Genomic DNA, 19,845 nt, shown 5'->3' with positions numbered 1-19,845 from the left:
AAGTATGACGAGTATTTTTTGAGGAAAAAAAAATTAACCGCCATGAGCGACGATAACTCTTCGAGTAGCGATAACCCTGGTCCTAAGAAAGGGTTCTTTGCACTGTTAAATCACCTATTCCATGGTGAACCTAAAAATCGTGATGATTTGGTCGAATTAATCCGCGACTCTGAACAGAACGATTTGATCGATCCTGACACCCGCGAAATGCTTGAAGGGGTAATGGATATTGCGGATCAGCGTGTGCGCGACATTATGATCCCGCGTTCCCAAATTGTTACCTTAAAACGTAACCAAACGCTTGATGAGTGCCTTGATGTCATTATTGACTCGGCTCACTCACGCTTCCCTGTTATTAGTGAAGATAAAGACCATATCGAAGGGTTATTAATGGCAAAAGATTTACTGCCATTTATGCGTACTGACGCTGAGCCTTTTAGTATCGATAAGGTATTACGCCAAGCGGTTGTTGTCCCTGAAAGTAAGCGAGTAGACAGACTACTCAAAGAATTCCGCTCTCAACGCTACCATATGGCTATCGTTATCGATGAGTTTGGTGGTGTTTCTGGTCTAGTGACTATTGAAGATATTTTAGAGCTCATCGTGGGCGAAATTGAAGACGAATACGACGACCAAGACGATGTTGATATTCGTCAACTTAGCCGCCATTCTTATTCTGTGCGCGCCCTTACGCAGATTGAAGATTTCAATGAAGCCTTTGGGACTCATTTTAGTGACGAAGAGGTTGATACGGTCGGTGGCCTCGTTATGCAAGCCTTCGGTCATCTACCTTCTCGTGGTGAAACCATCACAATTGACAACTATCAATTTAAAGTTGCGATGGCAGATAGTCGCCGGATCCTTCTGCTTCACGTGAAAATTCCAGACGACGCGCCAGTTCCAACTTTGGAAGAAGAACAGACTTAATGAACTCAACGTCTATTTATCAAAGTCAGCGGTTGCGGTTACTGCTGGCTTTAATTTTCGGAGCCAGTGGAACGCTGGCTTTTTCGCCTTTTGACATCTGGCCTGCCGCACTTCTTTCTATCCTTTTTCTCCAATTACTGACCTTGCAGCGCACAGCCAAGCAATCTTTTGCTATCGGTTTCGCTTGGGGATTTGGCTTATTCGGTAGTGGCGTTAACTGGGTTTACGTCAGTATCGCGGATTTTGGGGGGATGCCAGGGCCTGTTAACGTCTTTATTGTCATTCTTTTGGCAGCATACCTTTCCCTTTATACAGGGCTTTTTGGGGCATTGATGGCTAAATTTGCCCCACATGCCAATATTTGGCGTTTAGTATTTCTTGCTCCTGCCCTGTGGCAAGTCACTGAGTTTTTACGTGGTTGGGTTCTCACTGGTTTCCCATGGCTGCAATTTGGCTACAGCCAAATTGATGGCCCCATGAAATCGCTCGCTCCAATATTCGGCGTCGAAATGATCACATTGCTATTATTTAGCATTAGTGGTTTGTTAGCGCTCGCTATCCTACGTCGTAGCTTTATTGCATTAGCCACAGCGGTAGTTTTACTGTTTGCCCCATTAGTTGCCAAAAATATTCAGTGGTTTACCCCGCTTGAAGACAACAAAATGCAGGTGGCATTAGTTCAAGGTAATATCCCGCAATCAATGAAATGGGAAGCCAGTTTTTTACAGAAAACCAAAGATACCTATATGGAGTTATCTCGTCCTTATATTGGTAAAGCATCGCTAATTATCTGGCCTGAATCTGCCGTACCTTCTGTTGAACTGGATAACCAAGCATGGCTAAAATCCCTCGACCGGCTGTTAGCGGCTTCGAACACTCAATTAATCACAGGGATCGTTGATGCAAGGCCAATGGATGGGGAATATGAGTTCTTTAATACGATTATTGTATTAGGGGATAAAAACCCGTATCTCTACCCATCAAAAAACCGTTATAACAAACATCATTTAGTGCCATTTGGGGAGTTTGTTCCATTAGAAGATATCCTGCGCCCTATTGCACCGTTTTTTAACTTACCGATGTCTGGATTCAGCCGTGGTGATTACCAACAAGCCCAACTCGCTGTAGGGAATATTCACCTCACTGCCGCTATTTGTTATGAAATTATCTTAGGTACACAGGTCAGAGATAATTTTAAACCTGATAGCGACTACTTACTTACTGTTTCAAATGATGCGTGGTTTGGCCAATCTATCGGCCCATGGCAGCATTTCCAAATGGCACGTATGCGTTCGTTAGAATTGGGACGCCCATTATTACGTTCCACTAATAACGGGATAACTGCGGTGATCCGTGCGGATGGTTCAATACAAGATATGCTACCACAATTTAAAACAGCGACTCTTGCCACTGAAGTCACACCGACAACAGGGCTAACCCCTTACGCACGTTGGAGTAATCATCCAATGTGGGGAATCGCCATTATGTTTGGTATTCTTGGTTTTGCTATGAATAGACGTCAAAAGTAACGATGTTGACCCCACCTCGGTACCTGTAAATGAGGTGGGGAATTAGCTAAGCAACCAATAACCCCTGTGTGTCCGCAATCTTCACCGTCACAATACAGCCTGAATTAAATTGTAAGAAATCATCTTCAATGCCATCAGAAAAAATAACGCCGTTATCGGGCATTAATGACTCAACAGCTAACGGGCGACTCGGCTCAATCGTGCCAAATACCCATCTGATTCCTGTTGTTTTACTTAAAAATGGCTCCCTAACACTAAACTGTAATTTACTTTCCCCCCAACCAAATCCTTTTGCCAACGGGTGAGTACTTACTCCCATAATGGCCTGTGCTCCCGCTAAAATAGATTGAAACCACCCCGTTGACCCAAGTCCTGTGGATATAATTATTCCAGAAGATGATTGAAACTCTTGTTCCCCATTCCAGTTCAATAAATAGCGTGCCGAAGTGTGGCTTTTCGGGCCAATGAATAAATCGTTTACCGCTAATAGTGATTGCCCATCATTGGTTGTAGCTTGTGCAAAAGTCACTATTTTTTGCTCTATTTTTCCTTTTAAGGTATTTATCACGACTTCCTGCAATTGGCCTATTTCAAAAGGAAGTAGTTGGCCATCCCACCTTTCAGGATCAGGGTTAATAGCAATAACGGGTTGTCCATTTAAGTATTTCAAGGTATTCGCCACTAAACCATCTTGGCCAATGACAACAACAATATCCTGTTTAGAAAATTGGTAACTAGGCAATAATTTTCGTTCCAATAATTGAAATCTACCCAATGATTTCAATACCGATTCGGCTTGCACTAATTGGCGGTGATATAAATCATGCTCATTTAAATAATCGCTCACTTCAACATGGTTGTGCTCCAAGTAAAATTTGGCTTGAGGCCAGGTGTTAAAGCGTTCAATCAATTCCTGTAAACGCGTTTTACGCATGACTAATACAAATCGCACGTCATTATTCCTTTGCATTATTTACCTCCTTTTTTCATTAACTGGCTAAATAAATCAGGCGATATATTGAGCTCACCAATTTTTCCAGCATTTTGTGCCAATGATTCGAATGCCATTGCCATCAGCTGCTCAGGTCCCATTTTAGCCAACGCTAACGCTTTTAAGTTTTCAACGGGTAATTGACTGTAAGCTTTCATTTTAGATTCAATGGAATAAGCATCTGCATCAGACTGTATACGCTGGTTTTCAACACTAAGCGCAACCAGCTCATTGCGTTTTGCCTCTGCACTTACTTGTGCAATTAACTCTTCTTGCTCTATTTCGGCTCGCTCTCGCAATATTTTTCGCTCATTATCAAGACGAGCCTCTTCAATTTGTTGTTCTTTGGCCTGAACAGATAAATCTGTTTCTAATTCAGCTTCTTTAATTGTTCGTTCTTGTTCTACAGAAAACTTACGTCTTGCATAAATGGCATCATCAGCCTCTTTCAGTATAGATTCTCTCGCTTGTGCTTCTAACGCTTTGAGCGTTTCAGGTAATGGTGCGATGGCAGAAATAGAAACATCCAAAATTTCAATTCCCAGTGACTCAATAACCGCCTGCTCTGCTAATTGCTGGTTCACCAAAATCACTAATGATTGGCTAATCAATAATGCATCTCGCAATGAAGTAGTTTGTATTTTGGCTTGAATCACTGTTTGAGCTGCTCGCACAACTCGGTCACTTAATTTAAGGGGATCTTCAGAAGAATAGCTTTTCCCATCCTTAGATAAATTAAAATTTAAGACGTCCGCGGTTTTTTCCGGCTGCTTTACCTGAAAAGAAATTTGCCCCTGGATACGTAAACTTTGGAAATCAGACGTTTGTAAATTAAAAATAAATGGGGCTTCTTGGGCATTTAATGGAAGTGCCGCAATGGATGTTTTATCGGAGTTATACCAAAAACTGAGCCCCTTACCTTGCTTACGCACTTTCCCATTCACCGATTGAATAACAAAAGTTGATGAGTCTGCTTTGAAATATTTAAAGTTAATCATAGTGGATTCCTCGTTATTGTCTTTATGACCTTAATTAATTATTGTCTTATAGACATAAACAAGTCAAGTATTAAATGTCTTAATGACAATAACTATTTTTACCTGTATGATTTAACCCTAAACTTCATCTTTAGCGTTGATTGGTAACAATATGAATGAAAAAGAGTTTCTTGCTAGTTATGACAGAAAAGATTATTTATCGCCTTTACTCACTGTCGACGCCGTTTTATTTACTTACCATGAAAACACGTTGAAAGTATTACTGGTTGAGCGAGCAAGTTTCCCTGAAAAAGGGAAATGGGGCTTACCGGGAGGATTTATTGATGAGCAAAATGATCAAACCTTAGAAGAGACTGTTTTACGTAAACTAAAAGAAAAAACAGGAGTTATTCCTCCTTATGTTGAGCAACTTTGTACGGAAGGAAACCACCAACGAGACCCTCGCGGCTGGTCTGTCACTGTTTGCTACACAGCTCTAATTGCTTACCAAGCCTGCGAAGCCCATATTGATACCGTGGATTCTGTAAAATGGGTTTCTATTGATGAAATTGAACAACTGACTCTTGCATTCGACCACCTCAAACTTTATCAACAAGCGAGAGAGCGCCTAAAGCAAAAATCACTCTATTCGATAGTTCCAGGTTTTGCATTACCTGACGTTTTTACCTTAGCAGAGCTACAACATGTCCATGAAGTTTTGATTGGTAAGCCTTTACAAAATAAATCGTTTAGGCGCCGACTCGAACAAGCTGATTTGTTAATTGATACCGGAGAAAAACGCCACGAGCGTGGCCGACCCGCTAATTTGTATCGTTTAAAACCACAATCAGCGGACTACCGTTTTATTCGTAATTTAGAATTCTAATCATTGATATGCCTGATAAACAAATATTATCAGGCATTCCAATGAATGCTATTGGCAAATTGCAGGGGTAACAATATAGGTAAAAATGAGTTTGTTAGACTTATGATAATTATGCGTAATGCCTTCGGGAAACATTTCATGCAAAATATCCATACCTGCATTTTTACCGCAATAGTTGCGATTTAAAATCTCACGCATATTTTGCTGCCAGCTATCACCTTCCAATATATTGTCAGGGATCCCTTTGATAGTGTATTGGTAAAATAACATGCCATTTTTAGCAGTCACTTCCGTCAATAGTGTTACGTCATCAATCAGCATAGGCAATGATTCCGCCATGTCAGATAGAAAAATGCCCCGTAACATCGTTGGGTCATCATCTCCTTTTGCATTAAACGCATTGATTTTATCTTCTGTTGAATTAGCTTTTATTTCATCATAACGCTGTTCTATTTTTGAATTTTCTATTGTTCCTGATGGTTCTTTAGTTGTCGTTTTTTCTTCCACATCAGGGGAGCATCCCGTGATTAATACCGCGCCTAAAAATAATCCAACCACTTTTTTAAACATAGCCATCCCATTCACCTATTTTATTATTTATATAGCCGAATGAGTTTACCATAATGATAAATTAAACTTATAGGCAGAAAAGTCCCCTTTTTTAGGTCAAAGGGGATGGTGGAAAGTTAAAAGGATGCCAACCACATACGCATTTTTAGACCATAAGAGCTAGTCCAACCCGATGTAAAGCTAACTAATTCACCGTTATCAATTACCATAAATGTGGGAGTTGCGCTGACCCCAACCGCATTGGAAAGCTGACCGCTGGTATCGTTAATCACAGGAAACGTTAATTCCTTGTTTTCCATTCCCTTGATTAAGCGAGATGTTTCACCTGAACGTATCGCGATCGAAATAATTGGCATACCTGATTGGCTTAACTCTGATACCGTTGGCGAAGTCAAATTACATACCCCACACCAAGTTGCCCAAAAATACACTAGAATCGGTTTTTCTTTACTTAACTCAGCTAATGAAACGCTCTCACCATTCACTAGAGTGTGCTGCTCCAATAATACGGGCGCAAGGGTTTGTGGTTTGCGCCATAAATCCATCACCGTAAAGGCAATAAATAAAATAATTGCCAAAACAATAATTTCTTTAGACCACTTTTTTATTTTATTCATATAGTTACTTACCTATTTGTTATCAAATAGTACAAATCAAAGATGTAAGAAACCAAAACATCCACTTAAAATGAATGCTTTAGCATTTAATTAAATATTTGTTTTCCTATCCTCTAATTCTAGAGTTTGGATTGTTTAATCTTTATCCTCTCATTCTAGAGTTTGGATTATTTAATCTTTATCCTCTAAATAATTCGCGTTGTGGCTAGGCGGCAAACGAGACTATCGTGGGGTGCATACACAAGTATGTGACCCACGTAGTCGAGAGCAGCCAACAACGCTGCAGCGCGAAGTATGACGAGGCACAATCTATCCTCTAAATAATTCGTGTTGAGGCTAGGCGGCGAGTGAAACTAAGCCCTAGGAGCATACATAAGTATGTGACTAGGGTTAGTAAGCGAAGCCAACAACGCCACAGCACGAAGTATGACGAGGATTATTTGAGCTTAGCGAGCTGCTCCTTCACTACCGCCTCAAACTGCTGTGCATCAATAGCACCTGGGATCATTTCATCACCCACCAATGTTGCTGGGGTACCATTCACACCCAATTTTTCTGCCAATATCATATTGGTACGAATACCATCGCGGCTCTTATCACTCGCTTTTAGCTTATCGTTGCCAGTGGCTTTGAGAGCATCTTTGATATTTGCATCTGATAGCATGCCCTGTTTTTGCATAAATTTATGGTGTAAAGCTTCAAATGCTTTCGGGTCTTCTTGCCACAGTGTCATGGTTAACTGAGCTGAATCCATTGAAGTCTGGCCTTTAAATGGTAAGTATTTAATTACCACAGCCACATCATCAGGGTATTTTTTCACAAGATCCATCAGTTGTGGGTCGAAACGCTTACAGAATGGGCAGTTAAAATCAGTAAAGTTAACCAAAACTAACTTGGCATCTTTTTTACCGATACGCGGGCTGGTTGGGTCATTGAATAAAGCATCGTGCTCCGCTTTTAACGTTTCTTTCATTTGGGCTTGTTGTTTTTCCCCTTGTTTGGCTTGCAGGGCAACGATAGCTTCTTCGAGAATTTCTGGGTTTTCAACCAAAGTATCACGCACTAATTTACGCACTTGTGCTTCTTGGTCTGCACTCAAAGGTGCCGCCTGTGCTACTGATCCAATCATTAGTGACGAAAATAAAACAGCTAAAATTGTTTTTTTCATTTTGTGGCTCCTTTGGCCTGATTCATAACGGATATTAGCGATTCACGATCAAGTATCGTTGAAAGTACTTCGCCTTCGGCCAAGTTAGGGCCATAGATTTGATTAAATGGAACAGCGACCTGCCCACGTTTTTGTAAAAATGCCGTAATTTCAGGTGAAGGCTTCGTCCAATCACCACGTAAAGCAACAACATCAGGTTCACTAAGCAGCTGTTGAATATCATCTCTTAGCAATACATTGTATTTATTTGCCTTACAGGTTACGCACCATTCCGCGGTAACATCAATAAATACGCGTTTATTATCCGCTAGCGCATCAGCAATTGCCTGTTCAGTTAGCGGTTGCCAATTCACCGTATCTTTAACGAGAGAGCGGCTACCAGAGTGCTGTTCTTGCGTCATCCAAACAAATCCACCAGCAAAAACAGCGAATAATATAAATGGCAAGATAGCTGCTCTTACACCACGTTTTATCGCGATAAAGACCACTAATAACACTAAGAAAATGACAGCAATCGAGGTCGAAGTAGAGACACCAAAATGCGGAATTAATAAACTAATTAGCCATAAGCTGGAAACTAGCATCATGACTCCAAGTATTGCACGCAATTTGAGCATCCACATACCCGGTTTTGGTAACAACCTCGCAATAACAGGAAAAGCGGCAATTAATAGCCAAGGCAAACTCATTCCGACACCTAATGCCGTGAAGATCAACCACAACTCTTCCATTGGCGCTGCCAGTGCAAAGGCCACGGCTGTGCCCAAAAATGGTGCAGAACAAGGCGTTGCCAACAATGTCGCGAATACCCCTTGCCAGAAATGACTACTATTGCCATGACCACCTGCGGTCGCCAAGCGTGTATTAGCCTTACTGCCAAGGTTGATTTCGAATAAACCAAATAAATTTGCAGTAAATAACGCCGTTACCACCACCATAAAGCCGATAAACCACGGGTTTTGGAACTGAATACCCCAGCCAACGGCTTGCTGACCGACCCGCAGTAAGGTCATCAGTAAGGCGAGTAACCAGAAGGAAACCAAAATCCCTGAAGAAGACAGTAAAAATTGACGACGAATGGTTTTCTGCTCACCTTGCGGAACCATTAAGACTGAGCCCAGTTTCATGGCGAGTACAGGAAGAACGCATGGCATTAGATTAAGGATCAAGCCACCTAAAAGTGCAAATAACACTACTTGCCATAAAGAAGCACCGCTCACTTTTGACGCTATTGTGCCAGTAAATGTGCTAACTTGATGGCTAATTTGCTGGGAAATGTCACCATCAGAAACCACAAAAGAAATGGTTTTTCCGGTTAAATCAGGAGACTCGCCCCCCCAATCATCACCAACATCTATTGTTGCTGTTAAATGTTCTCCTGATGTTTCTATTACAGGTACGCCTAACGCCGCCCCTTCAACCACATCAGTGAAGATGTTCGGTTGTTCCCACGAGTTCCCTGTGTTTTTTTGTAATTCAATGATTAGCTTATCATTAGCAAAACCAACTTTGGTTTGCTCAACTAAACCACTTGATGGTGGAACCGCACCTTTGGCTTGGTTAAACGCCCAAGTAAAGTCAGCAGGAACAGGTTCTGTTAAATCGAGCTCAAATGGGTAATCGGTTAAAATACAAACATTACTACATGTTGATAATGTTAACGTTCCTGCCAGTTTGTCCAACTTCTCATTACTTGTTACTGTTATGGGGAAAACCACATCGCCCATATAACCTTGAGTTGAAACACCCGCGACATCAAAGCGCCCTGGTGTTGGCCATTGCCAATCCGTTGATTCAACAGGTGACGACCATACGATTTCAGGCGCTACTCCGCCTTCGCCTGGCGAGCGCCAATAGGTTTTCCACCCCTCATCAAGTTTCACATCAAGCAAAACCTCAATTTTGCCATTTTCCTGTGCTGAACTTAATAACCTGACCTGCGCATGCCGTGGAGTGTTGTCATTCATCCACCCCGTATTCGCAGGTTGCAACCACCCCGTATCTGCAGCGTATAAACTGCTCGAAAATAGTGCAAAAAATATAAAAAATGAATTAATTAAAAAACGCATTGTTTCCTCCAGAATAAATTACACAAACGAATCCCTATTCGTTGTGTGTTAATTCCGAAGATTACAAAATTGTAAGTGTCTTCTGACTCTTGGAGGGGCATGCTTCTCTTCATTATTTGCTCTAGATATAAATAGATTAGTACAAAATAAAGTTAGCGCAGCCAAAGTAAGGAGCATAAAGAAGAATGGTTCAAGCACAGCAGGTAACAAAGTCATTAATGACTTGGCGCTCAGTTCACAACTAGAAAGATGTGTACTACTGCCATCACCTTGTTTTACTTGTGATTGTTCGATATAGGAAAGGTTAGCTCCAGTATTAATTTGCACTTGAGCTAAGACGTCGGGCACAAAAAAATTGGCGAGCAGACGCTCTCCGACGGCGCGTTGATTCATACAAATCAATACCATCAGACAGGCGAATATCACTAATCCTTTACCTAATTTTAAATGCCTGTTCATGCGCACCTTGGTATAACTTCCTGAAATAATACTAATTATGCGACTTTGATAACCATAACGATAAAAACCAGTCTTTGATTAATACCGTTACACCGTCTATAAGTTAAATAGAGGTTACATCTTACACAGCAAAATATTCCGTACAAGTGTCATCAGCTAACTTTACAAATATTATTCTCTTCCCAATGAACAAAAATGCAGTTCCATCAAAACTAGGCACGTAAATTGCTTTATCCAATATATGACATGAAATGAAGATAGATTGCACCTTAACAGTGCGTGACTATCAGTTTAGGACAATATTAAGTGGCAAATCACCATGTTAGTGCGGTAATTCAAAAATTACCCAAATAATATGCGAGACAGCTCCCGAAATTGAAACAATTTGTTTTCATTAATTAACAAATTTAATTACTTTTTAACAACAATAAAACATATAGCGGATAATCGCGGCATTGTCTAAATCTGCGAAATATTTGCAAACACAACACTACAAAGCCACAGTAATTCAGGCGTTATCTCGTGATGACCCCTTAAAATTACAACGGGTTTACACCGATGTTCTAAAGGAGTTGTAATTATGCGTATAAGTAAACTTGTATTATCGATGATGATTTTAGGTGCAACCTGCGCAGTCCAAGCAGAAGAATTAAACGGCACTCTGAAAAAAATCAAAGACAACGGTGTAATAGTTGTTGGTCATCGTGAATCATCCGTACCGTTCTCTTACTATGATAATAGCCAGAAAGTGGTTGGTTACTCGCAGGATTATTCAAATGCCATTGTTGATGCAGTGAAGAAAAAATTAAACATGCCTGATCTGCAAGTCAAACTCATTCCCATTACATCACAAAACCGTATTCCACTCCTGCAAAATGGCACATTTGATTTTGAATGTGGTTCAACAACCAATAACGTAGAAAGACAAAAACAAGCGGCTTTCTCTAACACTATCTTTGTGGTCGGGACACGCTTACTCACCAAAGGTGATTCCGGTGTAAAAGACTTTGCTGACTTAGCTGGTAAAAATGTTGTCGTGACCTCAGGTACGACTTCTGAAATTCTGTTGAATCAGTTGAATGATGAAAAAAATATGAAAATGCGCATTATCAGCGCGAAAGACCATGGTGACTCATTCCGTACCTTGGAGTCAGGCCGTGCTGTCGCCTTTATGATGGATGATGCATTGTTAGCGGGTGAGCGAGCAAAAGCGAAAAAACCGGATATCTGGGAAATCGTTGGCAAACCGCAAACTGAAGAAGCTTATGGCTGTATGTTGCGTAAAGATGATCCTCAATTTAAAGCGCTTATCGACGAAACCATTGCGAATGCACAGACCTCGGGGGTCGCAGAGAAATCCTTTGACCGCTGGTTCAATCAGCCTATTCCACCAAAAAATCTGAACCTGAAATTTACTTTGTCCGATGAAATGAAAGCCTTATTTAAAGAACCAAATGACAAAGCATTAAACTAATAAAAAGACAAACAGGGTATTACTGAAGTAAGAATTGCAAGGCGGTCGTTCCCCGCCTTGCATCCTCTCTTACGACAGTATTCGGGAATTACATTGCCCACAGGAAGTCAATATCATGTCTATTAACTGGAATTGGGGGATTTTCCTTCAGGAAGCCCCATTTGGGAATACCACCTACTTAGGGTGGTTAATATCTGGCCTCGAAGTCACCGTAACACTTTCTATTTGCGCTTGGATTATTGCATTTCTAGTCGGTTCATTCTTCGGTATTTTACGTACAGTACCTAACCGTTTTTTAGCTTTTTTAGGTACCGCATACGTAGAATTATTCCGTAACGTGCCGCTTATTGTACAATTTTTTACTTGGTATTTAGTTATTCCAGAACTTCTCCCGCGTTCAATCGGGGATTGGTTTAAAATGGATTTAGCCCCTAACTATCAATTCTTTATTTCCTCAATGCTTTGCCTTGGGTTATTCACCGCAGCGCGGATGACTGAGCAAGTGCGCGCAGCCATTCAGTCACTACCTAGAGGGCAAAAAAGTGCCGCACTCGCAATGGGGCTGACTTTGCCACAAACCTATCGCTATGTTCTATTACCCAATGCCTATCGGGTTATTTTGCCACCAATGACGTCAGAAATGTTGAACTTGGTTAAAAACTCAGCCATTGCGTCAACCATTGGCTTAGTCGATATGGCAGCACAAGCCGGAAAGCTATTGGACTATTCTGCTCACGCATGGGAATCCTTTACCGCAATTACGTTAGCTTATGTCGGTATTAACGTCATTATCATGATTCTGATGACGTTATTAGAGCGCAAAGTTCGCTTACCTGGCACTCTTGGAGGGCGGTAAAATGATGTATGAATTTGACTGGAGCTCAATTGCTCCGAGTATGCCCTTTTTAATCGATGGCTTTATTGTCACAGCAAAAATCACACTAACCGCGATAGTGGTCGGAATTTTGTGGGGTACCGTCCTTGCCGTGATGCGGTTATCCACATTCAAACCAATTAGCTGGTTTGCGGCCTTGTATGTGAATACATTCCGTTCTATTCCGTTGGTTATGGTTTTACTGTGGTTTTACTTAATCGTACCTAGCTTATTACAAAATGTTCTAGGCTTATCACCAAAAAATGATATTCGTTTAATTTCTGCAATGATAGCCTTCTCTCTTTTTGAAGCGGCCTATTACTCTGAGATTATTCGTGCTGGTATTCAAAGTATTTCACGAGGACAAGCCTCTGCGGCGTTAGCTTTGGGAATGACAAATATGCAAACTATGCGGCTCGTGGTGTTACCGCAAGCCTTTAAAGCCATGGTGCCATTGTTGTTAACTCAAGGGATTGTGCTGTTCCAAGACTCATCCCTCGTGTATGTGCTCAGTTTGACAGACTTTTTCCGTACCGCCACCAATATTGGTGAGCGTGATGGGACACAAGTAGAGATGGTACTGTTTGCGGGTCTGGTGTACTTTATTGTCAGTTTTGGCGCTTCTATGTTAGTGAATTATCTTAAGAAAAGGACTGTTTCATGATAACCCTGAAAAATGTATCCAAATGGTATGGCCAATTTCAGGTGCTTACAGACTGCACAACTGAAGTTAAAAAAGGTGAGGTTGTGGTTGTGTGCGGGCCATCTGGTTCTGGTAAATCCACATTAATAAAAACAGTGAATGGTTTAGAGCCGATTCAACAGGGTGAGATTTTTGTGAATGACATTCAAGTTAATAACAAAAAAACTGACCTTGCAAAACTTCGCTCTAAAGTTGGGATGGTATTCCAACACTTCGAGCTATTTCCTCATTTGTCGATTATTGAAAATTTGACATTAGCGCAAGTTAAGGTATTAAACCGCGATAAAAAAGAAGCGGAAGCAAAAGGTTTGAAATTATTGGAACGCGTAGGTTTATCCAGCCATGCCAATAAATTTCCAGCTCAGCTTTCAGGTGGGCAACAACAGCGTGTCGCTATCGCTCGAGCACTGTGTATGGATCCTATCGCTATGCTATTTGATGAACCTACTTCAGCGTTAGACCCAGAAATGATCAACGAAGTGCTTGATGTTATGGTTGAATTAGCCAATGAAGGCATGACCATGATGGTGGTTACCCATGAAATGGGATTCGCCAAAAAAGTGGCTAATCGTGTTATTTTTATGGATGAAGGCAAGATAGTTGAAGACAGTAAAAAAGAAGATTTTTTTGCTAACCCACAATCCGACCGTGCAAAAGATTTTCTCGCAAAAATCCTCCATTAATATTCAAGAGGGAGCTCATTAGCTCCCTCGTCTTATCACTGCGCTATTAGCAAATAAATCAACAACAACAACCTGAATTCGAAATAGATCAATAAACCACTACCATTTAACAAACTTTTTAGTTAAGTTGTTTGGTTATCAGCGTAAAATATCCTGATCCGTTCCCCGAAAAGCAATATCCAGCCTCCCTCGTAGGTTCAGCTAATCAACTATTGTTGTTTTCGGTGTAGATCCGCTATGCTATGCGATCTCAATTAAGAAAGACATTCACGCTACAGATGTAGCATTTATTCACCATAGGATTATCGGTGCCATGCAAGAACAATATCGTCCAGAAGATATAGAGCCTAAAGTACAGCGTCACTGGGATGAAAAAGCAACTTTCAAAGTGACTGAAGACAACAGCAAAGAAAAATACTACTGCCTGTCCATGCTACCTTACCCTTCTGGTCGACTACACATGGGCCACGTACGTAACTACACCATGGGTGACGTTATCTCTCGTTACCAACGTTTGTTGGGGAAAAACGTTCTCCAACCAATTGGTTGGGATGCGTTTGGTCTGCCTGCTGAAGGTGCTGCGGTTAAAAATAATACTGCTCCTGCGCCTTGGACTTATGCCAATATCGATTACATGAAAAACCAGCTGAAAATGCTCGGTTTCGGTTACGATTGGGATCGCGAAGTCACGACTTGTACCCCTGAATATTACCGTTGGGAACAATGGTTCTTCACTAAATTGTATGAAAAAGGTTTAGTGTACAAAAAAACCTCTGCGGTTAACTGGTGCCCACATGACTTAACTGTTTTGGCGAATGAACAAGTGGTTGATGGCTGCTGCTGGCGTTGTGACACCCCTGTTGAGCGCAAAGAAATCCCACAGTGGTTTATTAAAATTACCGACTACGCAGAAGAGCTGCTCAACGACCTTGACAAATTAGATGACTGGCCAGAGCAAGTCAAAACCATGCAGCGCAACTGGATCGGCCGTTCCGAAGGGACTGAGATCACGTTCAATGTTGCAGACCGTGATGAGACCTTAACAGTCTATACCACTCGCCCTGATACTTTTATGGGGGCAACTTATGTGGCTGTTGCAGCAGGTCACCCTCTGGCTAAAGAAGCCGCGACAAATAACCCTGAATTAGCCCAATTTATTGATGAGTGCCGTAATACCAAAACTGCGGAAGCAGATATGGCAACCATGGATAAAAAAGGTATGGCAACCGGTTTATTCGTTATTCATCCATTAACCCAAGAAAAGTTGCCAATTTGGGTCGCTAACTTTGTCTTAATGGAATACGGTACTGGTGCTGTTATGGCCGTTCCTGCCCATGACCAACGTGACTGGGAATTCGCTCACAAATATAACTTACCCATCAAAGCAGTTATTGCCGATGCTGATGGCAATGAGCCTGATTTATCCCAAGAAGCGATGACCGAAAAAAATGCACTGATTAACTCAGGTGAATTCAGTGGATTAGACCACCAAGCTGGCTTCAATGCCATTTCAGATAAACTTGTCGCACTAGGTGCAGGTCAACGTAAAGTAAACTACCGCTTACGTGACTGGGGTGTTTCACGTCAACGTTACTGGGGGGCACCAATCCCAATGGCAACATTGGAAGATGGTACTGTCGTTCCTGTTCCTGAAGACCAGTTACCTGTCATTTTGCCAGAAGATGTCGTGATGAACGGCATTACCAGCCCAATTAAAGCTGACCCTGAGTGGGCAAAAATGACCATTAACGGTCAACCTGCATTACGTGAAACCGATACCTTCGATACCTTTATGGAATCTTCTTGGTACTATGCACGTTATACCTGCCCGCAATATGACGACGGCATGTTAGACCCCGAGGCAGCAAACTACTGGTTACCGGTTGACCAATATATTGGTGGTATCGAACATGCCATCATGCACTTAATGTATTTCCGCTTCTTCCATAAGTTGATGCGTGATGCAGGGTTAGTCAACTCAGATGAACCAGCAAAACGCTTACTGTGCCAAGGCATGGTGCTTGCTGATGCATTCTATTATACGGGCAGCGATGGTCAGCGTGTTTGGGTTTCTCCAGCAGACGCCATTGTTGAACGTGACGACAAAAACCGTATTATTAAAGCCGTAGATAATGAAGGCCATGAACTGGTGTATACCGGTATGAGCAAAATGTCTAAGTCGAAAAACAACGGTATTGACCCACAATTAATGGTCGAAAAATACGGTGCGGATACCGTTCGCCTATTTATGATGTTTGCTGCACCACCAGAGTTAACCCTTGAGTGGCAAGAATCCAGCGTTGAAGGTGCTAACCGCTTCGTTCGTCGCGTTTGGCGTTTAGTACACGAGCACTCACAAAAAGGTGCAACTTCACCTTTAGATATCAGCACATTAACACCTGAACAAAAAGACTTACGTCGTGATCTGCACAAAACAATCGCGAAAGTCTCTGATGATTTCAGCCGTCGTTATGCATTCAACACTGCTATTGCTGCTATCATGGAATTCATGAACAAATTAGTTCGTGCACCACAAGAAACGGAACAAGACCGTGCATTAGTCCAAGAGTCTCTTGAGGCTATCACGCTGATGTTATCACCAATCATTCCACACGCTTGCTTTGAAATGTGGAAAGCGCTCGGTCACCAAACAGACATCGATTTCGCACAATGGCCTGTTGCTGATGAAAAAGCCATGATTGACGATACCAAACTGGTTGTCGTTCAAGTTAATGGTAAGGTTCGTGGTCGTATCACCGTTCCGGCTGATGCAAACCAAGAATTTGTCCTAGATATGGCAAAAAATGAACCGAGCGTAGCGAAATACCTTGAAGGTGTTGGCATCCGCAAAGTAATCTATGTCCCAGGCAAATTGCTAAACCTTGTTGTAGGTTAATATTAGGTTGTTGGCTGATAAGGAGGCCAGGTGCGTTATCTGATAACTTTATTTTTGAGCCTGGCGGTGCTAGTCACCGCAGGTTGCGGTTTTCGTCTTCAAGGAACAACTCAAATTCCTGAGGAACTGAGAACTTTGCAGCTAAGTTCAAGTGATCCATATAGCTACCTTACAAGGGCGCTTAGGGAACAACTGCGGCTCAATAATGTGACCATTCTCGAAACTGGAAGAGCCGGTGTTCCCATTTTGAAAGTTCTGAGTTCTAATGAGAACACTGAAACTGTGTCCGTTTATCAAGATGGTAAAGCGGCAGAGAAACAATTAACACTGGTAATGAATGTGCAAGTGTTAATGCCTGATGGTGCTATCTATCCTTTACAAAGCCGTGTTGAACGCACTTTCTTCGACAACCCTTTAGAAGCACTGGCGAAAGATGCTGAAAAAGAAATTGTAAGGCAAGAAATGCAAGAACAAGCTGCACGCAATATCGTGCGTAAATTATTGCTTGTTCATTCAGCAGAACTTGAAAAAGCAAAAAACCAAGCGGCTGATACGAATACTCAACCATAATGACACGTATCTACCCTGAACAGCTGGCCTCTTCGTTACAAGAGTCTCTAAGAGGCCGCTATTTAATTTGGGGCAATGAGCCCCTTCTTCTTCAAGAAAGCCAAGATGCCATCCGCAAAGCGGCACAAGAGCAAGGCTTTGAAGAGCATTTTTCGTTTTCTCTAGAGCAAAATACTGATTGGGATGAGATTTTTAGCCTCTGCCAAGCTCTCAGCCTATTTGCTAGCCGTCAAACTCTCACGCTGTTGTTGCCTGAAAATGGCCCTAATGCCGCCATGGCTGAAAAGCTGAACCAACTGGCGCAATTACTGCATTCAGATCTCCTTCTTGTGTTACGTGGTCATAAGCTCACTAAAGCACAAGAAAACAGTGCTTGGTTTAAAGCAATTAGCCAAGATGCTATTTATATCAGCTGCCTAACGCCTGAATATCAGCGGTTACCACAATGGGTTTCTAAACGCGCCTACAGTATGCGGCTTTCGTTAGAAACCGAAGCTAACCAGCTACTTTGTTACTGTTATGAAGGGAATTTACTTGGTTTGGCGCAAGCACTTGAGCGGCTGTCTCTTCTTTATCCAGATGGTAAACTCACCTATCCTCGGGTTGAGAGTGCCGTTAATGACTCTGCGCATTTTACTCCCTACCATTGGGTTGATGCCCTATTGGCGGGTAAATCCCGCCGTTCATGGCATATTTTAGAGCAATTGCAGCAAGAAGATATTGAGCCTGTTATTTTATTGCGATCAATCCAACGCGATCTAATGTTGCTTATTACATTAAAACGCCAGTCTGCAACAACCGCGTTAAAGACATTATTTGATCAACACAAAGTGTGGCAAAACCGCCGAGGTGTGCTCACGGAAGCCTTACAACGTTTAACATTGCATCAATTACAATCTGCATTAATGTTATTAACGCAAGCAGAAATCAATATTAAACAAGATTTTAGCCATTCTCCATGGCCTGACCTGCAGTCACTGTCTATGCTATTATGTGGTAAAGCATTTGCAGAGAATTTTATTCATGAGTAACTCATTTTCAAAACAGCATAACTTGCTCGCATTATTCGGTGGGACGTTCGACCCCATTCACTTTGGCCATTTACGTCCAGTGCAAGCACTTGCTCAACAAGTTGGGCTCGAAAAAGTTATCTTGTTACCTAACCACGTTCCCCCCCATCGCCCACAACCAGAAGCGACGCCATCACAACGTTTAGAAATGGTGAAACTCGCAATTCAAAATGCGCCTTTATTTGCTATCGATACACGTGAATTAGAGAAAAATAGCCCTTCTTACACGATAGAAACACTGGTTGAATTACGCCAAGAAATTGGGCCAGAAAAACCTCTGGCGTTTATTATTGGTCAAGATTCCTTATTGTCGATTAATAAATGGCACGGCTGGGAGCGGATACTTGATAACTGCCATTTATTGGTTTGTTCCCGACCGGGATATGCCACACAGTTTACCGATCCTAAAATGCAAAACTGGCTGTTAGAACATCAAACAACAGACCCTATTGCCTTAAGCCAAGTGGCGAATGGGTATATTTTTATTGGAGATACTCCACTGGTAAATATCTCAGCAACAGAGATCCGCGAAAAATTAAATTCAGGCGACTCTTGTCACGATTTAATTCCAGATGCAGTTCTGCAATATATTCATCAACATCACCTTTACCAGCAATAAGGGAGCTCCCTTATTGAACAACTATTCGGATATGGCTCAAAAATGACTTGCTCTATTAAATAGTTGTCTGGGTATTGAATAAGCAATTGTTTCATCATCTCTAACGGCCTGTTTAACGGTAAATTCCCCGCTAAATAGTCGTTAATCAGCCATAATAAGCGTTTTTTCTCATCCTTCGTGGCTTTGTGTTTGAAATAACCTTGCATATGGCTCAGCGCATTAACTTCCGTGTTTCTTGCTGGCACTGTCGCCAATATTTCCATTAAACAAGCTTTATATTGATTAAAAAAACACACAAGGTCGGTACTGCTTTTAATACTCGCCACTAAACGCCCTGTATACTGATAGCCAACAGGGGAATACGCCATAATGAGATATTTGTGGCAGCTATGAAATTGAATAATGTTGTGATGTGTTAATTCGTTGTATAAGCCATCTAACCTTTGTAACGTATACAATTTCGTCAAAAAGCAGTCCCAGAACGTTGTATCTTGTAGTTTATCACTGGTTAATATTGGAATGTTAGCAGGGAATAGCCCCTGTAATTCAGGGAGTTGCTGGCCAAAGCAAATAATACCATTAACTTTGTTTTGCCTGTCCTCATGGGAAAAATCCGTCATAAATTCAACCATGGAACTCACTTGTCGATGAATATTAACAGGAAGATGATTAATCCCTTCAAATATAAAAACTTTTGGCTTAATTATTTGCATAATACCTATCTCATCCTAAAATGTTTTTCAGGAGTACAGTTTCTAGAGTT

The 19,845-nt window shown here is 41.6% G+C and carries 19 protein-coding genes; 11 read left to right on the top strand and 8 right to left on the bottom strand.

Annotated features, from left to right (window positions below; translation table 11 throughout):
• The first annotated feature begins 42 nt into the window (after positions 1-42).
• Positions 43-927 carry a CNNM family magnesium/cobalt transport protein CorC gene (corC, locus tag PR834_RS20030; RefSeq protein ID WP_036958175.1) on the top strand — a complete coding sequence of 295 codons (885 nt, stop codon included), beginning with the start codon at positions 43-45 and terminating at the stop codon, positions 925-927.
• Positions 927-2,456 (top strand): apolipoprotein N-acyltransferase, encoded by a 1,530-nt coding sequence (lnt, locus tag PR834_RS20025; RefSeq protein WP_165880278.1) that lies wholly within the window; start codon positions 927-929, stop codon positions 2,454-2,456. The genes corC and lnt overlap by 1 nt, the downstream gene beginning before the upstream one ends.
• A gap of 46 nt (positions 2,457-2,502) precedes the next feature.
• On the opposite strand, the gene PR834_RS20020 is transcribed toward lnt, so the two are convergent.
• Together PR834_RS20020 and PR834_RS20015 are read right to left on the bottom strand one after the other, a co-directional pair.
• Entirely contained in the window at positions 2,503-3,426 is a 924-nt protein-coding gene (locus tag PR834_RS20020; RefSeq protein ID WP_272525642.1) for a sugar kinase, read from the bottom strand.
• Positions 3,426-4,445, bottom strand: coding sequence for an SPFH domain-containing protein (locus PR834_RS20015; RefSeq protein WP_004257001.1), 1,020 nt, complete (start codon positions 4,443-4,445; stop codon positions 3,426-3,428). Before PR834_RS20015 ends, PR834_RS20020 begins: the two co-directional genes overlap by 1 nt.
• 151 nt (positions 4,446-4,596) lie before the next feature.
• Here PR834_RS20015 and PR834_RS20010 point away from each other — a divergent pair, with 151 nt between their 5' ends.
• A complete protein-coding gene (locus PR834_RS20010; protein WP_004257005.1) occupies positions 4,597-5,310 on the top strand; it encodes an NUDIX hydrolase in 714 nt (237 codons plus the stop codon).
• A 48-nt stretch (positions 5,311-5,358) separates the two neighbouring features.
• Here PR834_RS20010 and PR834_RS20005 read toward each other — a convergent pair whose 3' ends face one another.
• From PR834_RS20005 to PR834_RS19985, 5 genes are all read right to left on the bottom strand, one after another.
• Positions 5,359-5,886 carry a protein K gene (locus tag PR834_RS20005; protein ID WP_096864955.1) on the bottom strand — a complete coding sequence of 176 codons (528 nt, stop codon included), beginning with the start codon at positions 5,884-5,886 and terminating at the stop codon, positions 5,359-5,361.
• A gap of 110 nt (positions 5,887-5,996) precedes the next feature.
• Entirely contained in the window at positions 5,997-6,497 is a 501-nt protein-coding gene (locus tag PR834_RS20000) for a redoxin domain-containing protein (RefSeq protein ID WP_110591315.1), read from the bottom strand.
• A 436-nt stretch (positions 6,498-6,933) separates the two neighbouring features.
• Positions 6,934-7,665, bottom strand: a complete 732-nt coding sequence (locus tag PR834_RS19995) for a DsbA family protein (RefSeq protein WP_110591314.1) — start codon at positions 7,663-7,665, stop codon at positions 6,934-6,936.
• Positions 7,662-9,734 carry a protein-disulfide reductase DsbD family protein gene (locus PR834_RS19990; RefSeq protein ID WP_272536878.1) on the bottom strand — a complete coding sequence of 691 codons (2,073 nt, stop codon included), beginning with the start codon at positions 9,732-9,734 and terminating at the stop codon, positions 7,662-7,664. The genes PR834_RS19995 and PR834_RS19990 overlap by 4 nt, the downstream gene beginning before the upstream one ends.
• A gap of 48 nt (positions 9,735-9,782) precedes the next feature.
• Complete coding sequence (locus tag PR834_RS19985) at positions 9,783-10,193, bottom strand: metal resistance protein (RefSeq protein WP_112307277.1); 411 nt, start codon at positions 10,191-10,193, stop codon at positions 9,783-9,785.
• A 580-nt stretch (positions 10,194-10,773) separates the two neighbouring features.
• Here PR834_RS19985 and PR834_RS19980 point away from each other — a divergent pair.
• From PR834_RS19980 to nadD, 8 genes are all read left to right on the top strand, one after another.
• Entirely contained in the window at positions 10,774-11,667 is an 894-nt protein-coding gene (locus PR834_RS19980; RefSeq protein ID WP_004908948.1) for an amino acid ABC transporter substrate-binding protein, read from the top strand.
• A gap of 115 nt (positions 11,668-11,782) precedes the next feature.
• Positions 11,783-12,523 (top strand): amino acid ABC transporter permease, encoded by a 741-nt coding sequence (locus tag PR834_RS19975; RefSeq protein ID WP_094961800.1) that lies wholly within the window; start codon positions 11,783-11,785, stop codon positions 12,521-12,523.
• A 4-nt stretch (positions 12,524-12,527) separates the two neighbouring features.
• Complete coding sequence (gene gltK, locus PR834_RS19970; protein WP_036958176.1) at positions 12,528-13,205, top strand: glutamate/aspartate ABC transporter permease GltK; 678 nt, start codon at positions 12,528-12,530, stop codon at positions 13,203-13,205.
• Entirely contained in the window at positions 13,202-13,927 is a 726-nt protein-coding gene (locus PR834_RS19965) for an amino acid ABC transporter ATP-binding protein (protein ID WP_004257041.1), read from the top strand. The genes gltK and PR834_RS19965 overlap by 4 nt, the downstream gene beginning before the upstream one ends.
• 313 nt (positions 13,928-14,240) lie before the next feature.
• Positions 14,241-16,823 carry a leucine--tRNA ligase gene (gene leuS / locus PR834_RS19960; RefSeq protein ID WP_004257043.1) on the top strand — a complete coding sequence of 861 codons (2,583 nt, stop codon included), beginning with the start codon at positions 14,241-14,243 and terminating at the stop codon, positions 16,821-16,823.
• A gap of 30 nt (positions 16,824-16,853) precedes the next feature.
• Positions 16,854-17,393 (top strand): LPS assembly lipoprotein LptE, encoded by a 540-nt coding sequence (gene lptE / locus PR834_RS19955; protein WP_036957952.1) that lies wholly within the window; start codon positions 16,854-16,856, stop codon positions 17,391-17,393.
• The gene (gene holA / locus PR834_RS19950; RefSeq protein ID WP_004257053.1) at positions 17,393-18,424 is read left to right on the top strand and encodes a DNA polymerase III subunit delta; all 1,032 of its coding nucleotides are present in this window, start codon (positions 17,393-17,395) and stop codon (positions 18,422-18,424) included. The genes lptE and holA overlap by 1 nt, the downstream gene beginning before the upstream one ends.
• A complete protein-coding gene (gene nadD, locus PR834_RS19945; protein WP_206277454.1) occupies positions 18,417-19,082 on the top strand; it encodes a nicotinate-nucleotide adenylyltransferase in 666 nt (221 codons plus the stop codon). Before holA ends, nadD begins: the two co-directional genes overlap by 8 nt.
• On the opposite strand, the gene PR834_RS19940 is transcribed toward nadD, so the two are convergent.
• Positions 19,070-19,795, bottom strand: coding sequence for a YbgA family protein (locus PR834_RS19940; protein WP_110591309.1), 726 nt, complete (start codon positions 19,793-19,795; stop codon positions 19,070-19,072). The genes nadD and PR834_RS19940 overlap by 13 nt on opposite strands.
• Positions 19,796-19,845 lie beyond the last annotated feature (50 nt).

Source organism: Providencia sp. PROV182 (assembly GCF_028480325.1).
GTDB classification, from domain to species: Bacteria; Pseudomonadota; Gammaproteobacteria; order Enterobacterales; family Enterobacteriaceae; genus Providencia; species Providencia hangzhouensis.
This window is presented reverse-complemented; position numbering and strand designations above follow the sequence as displayed.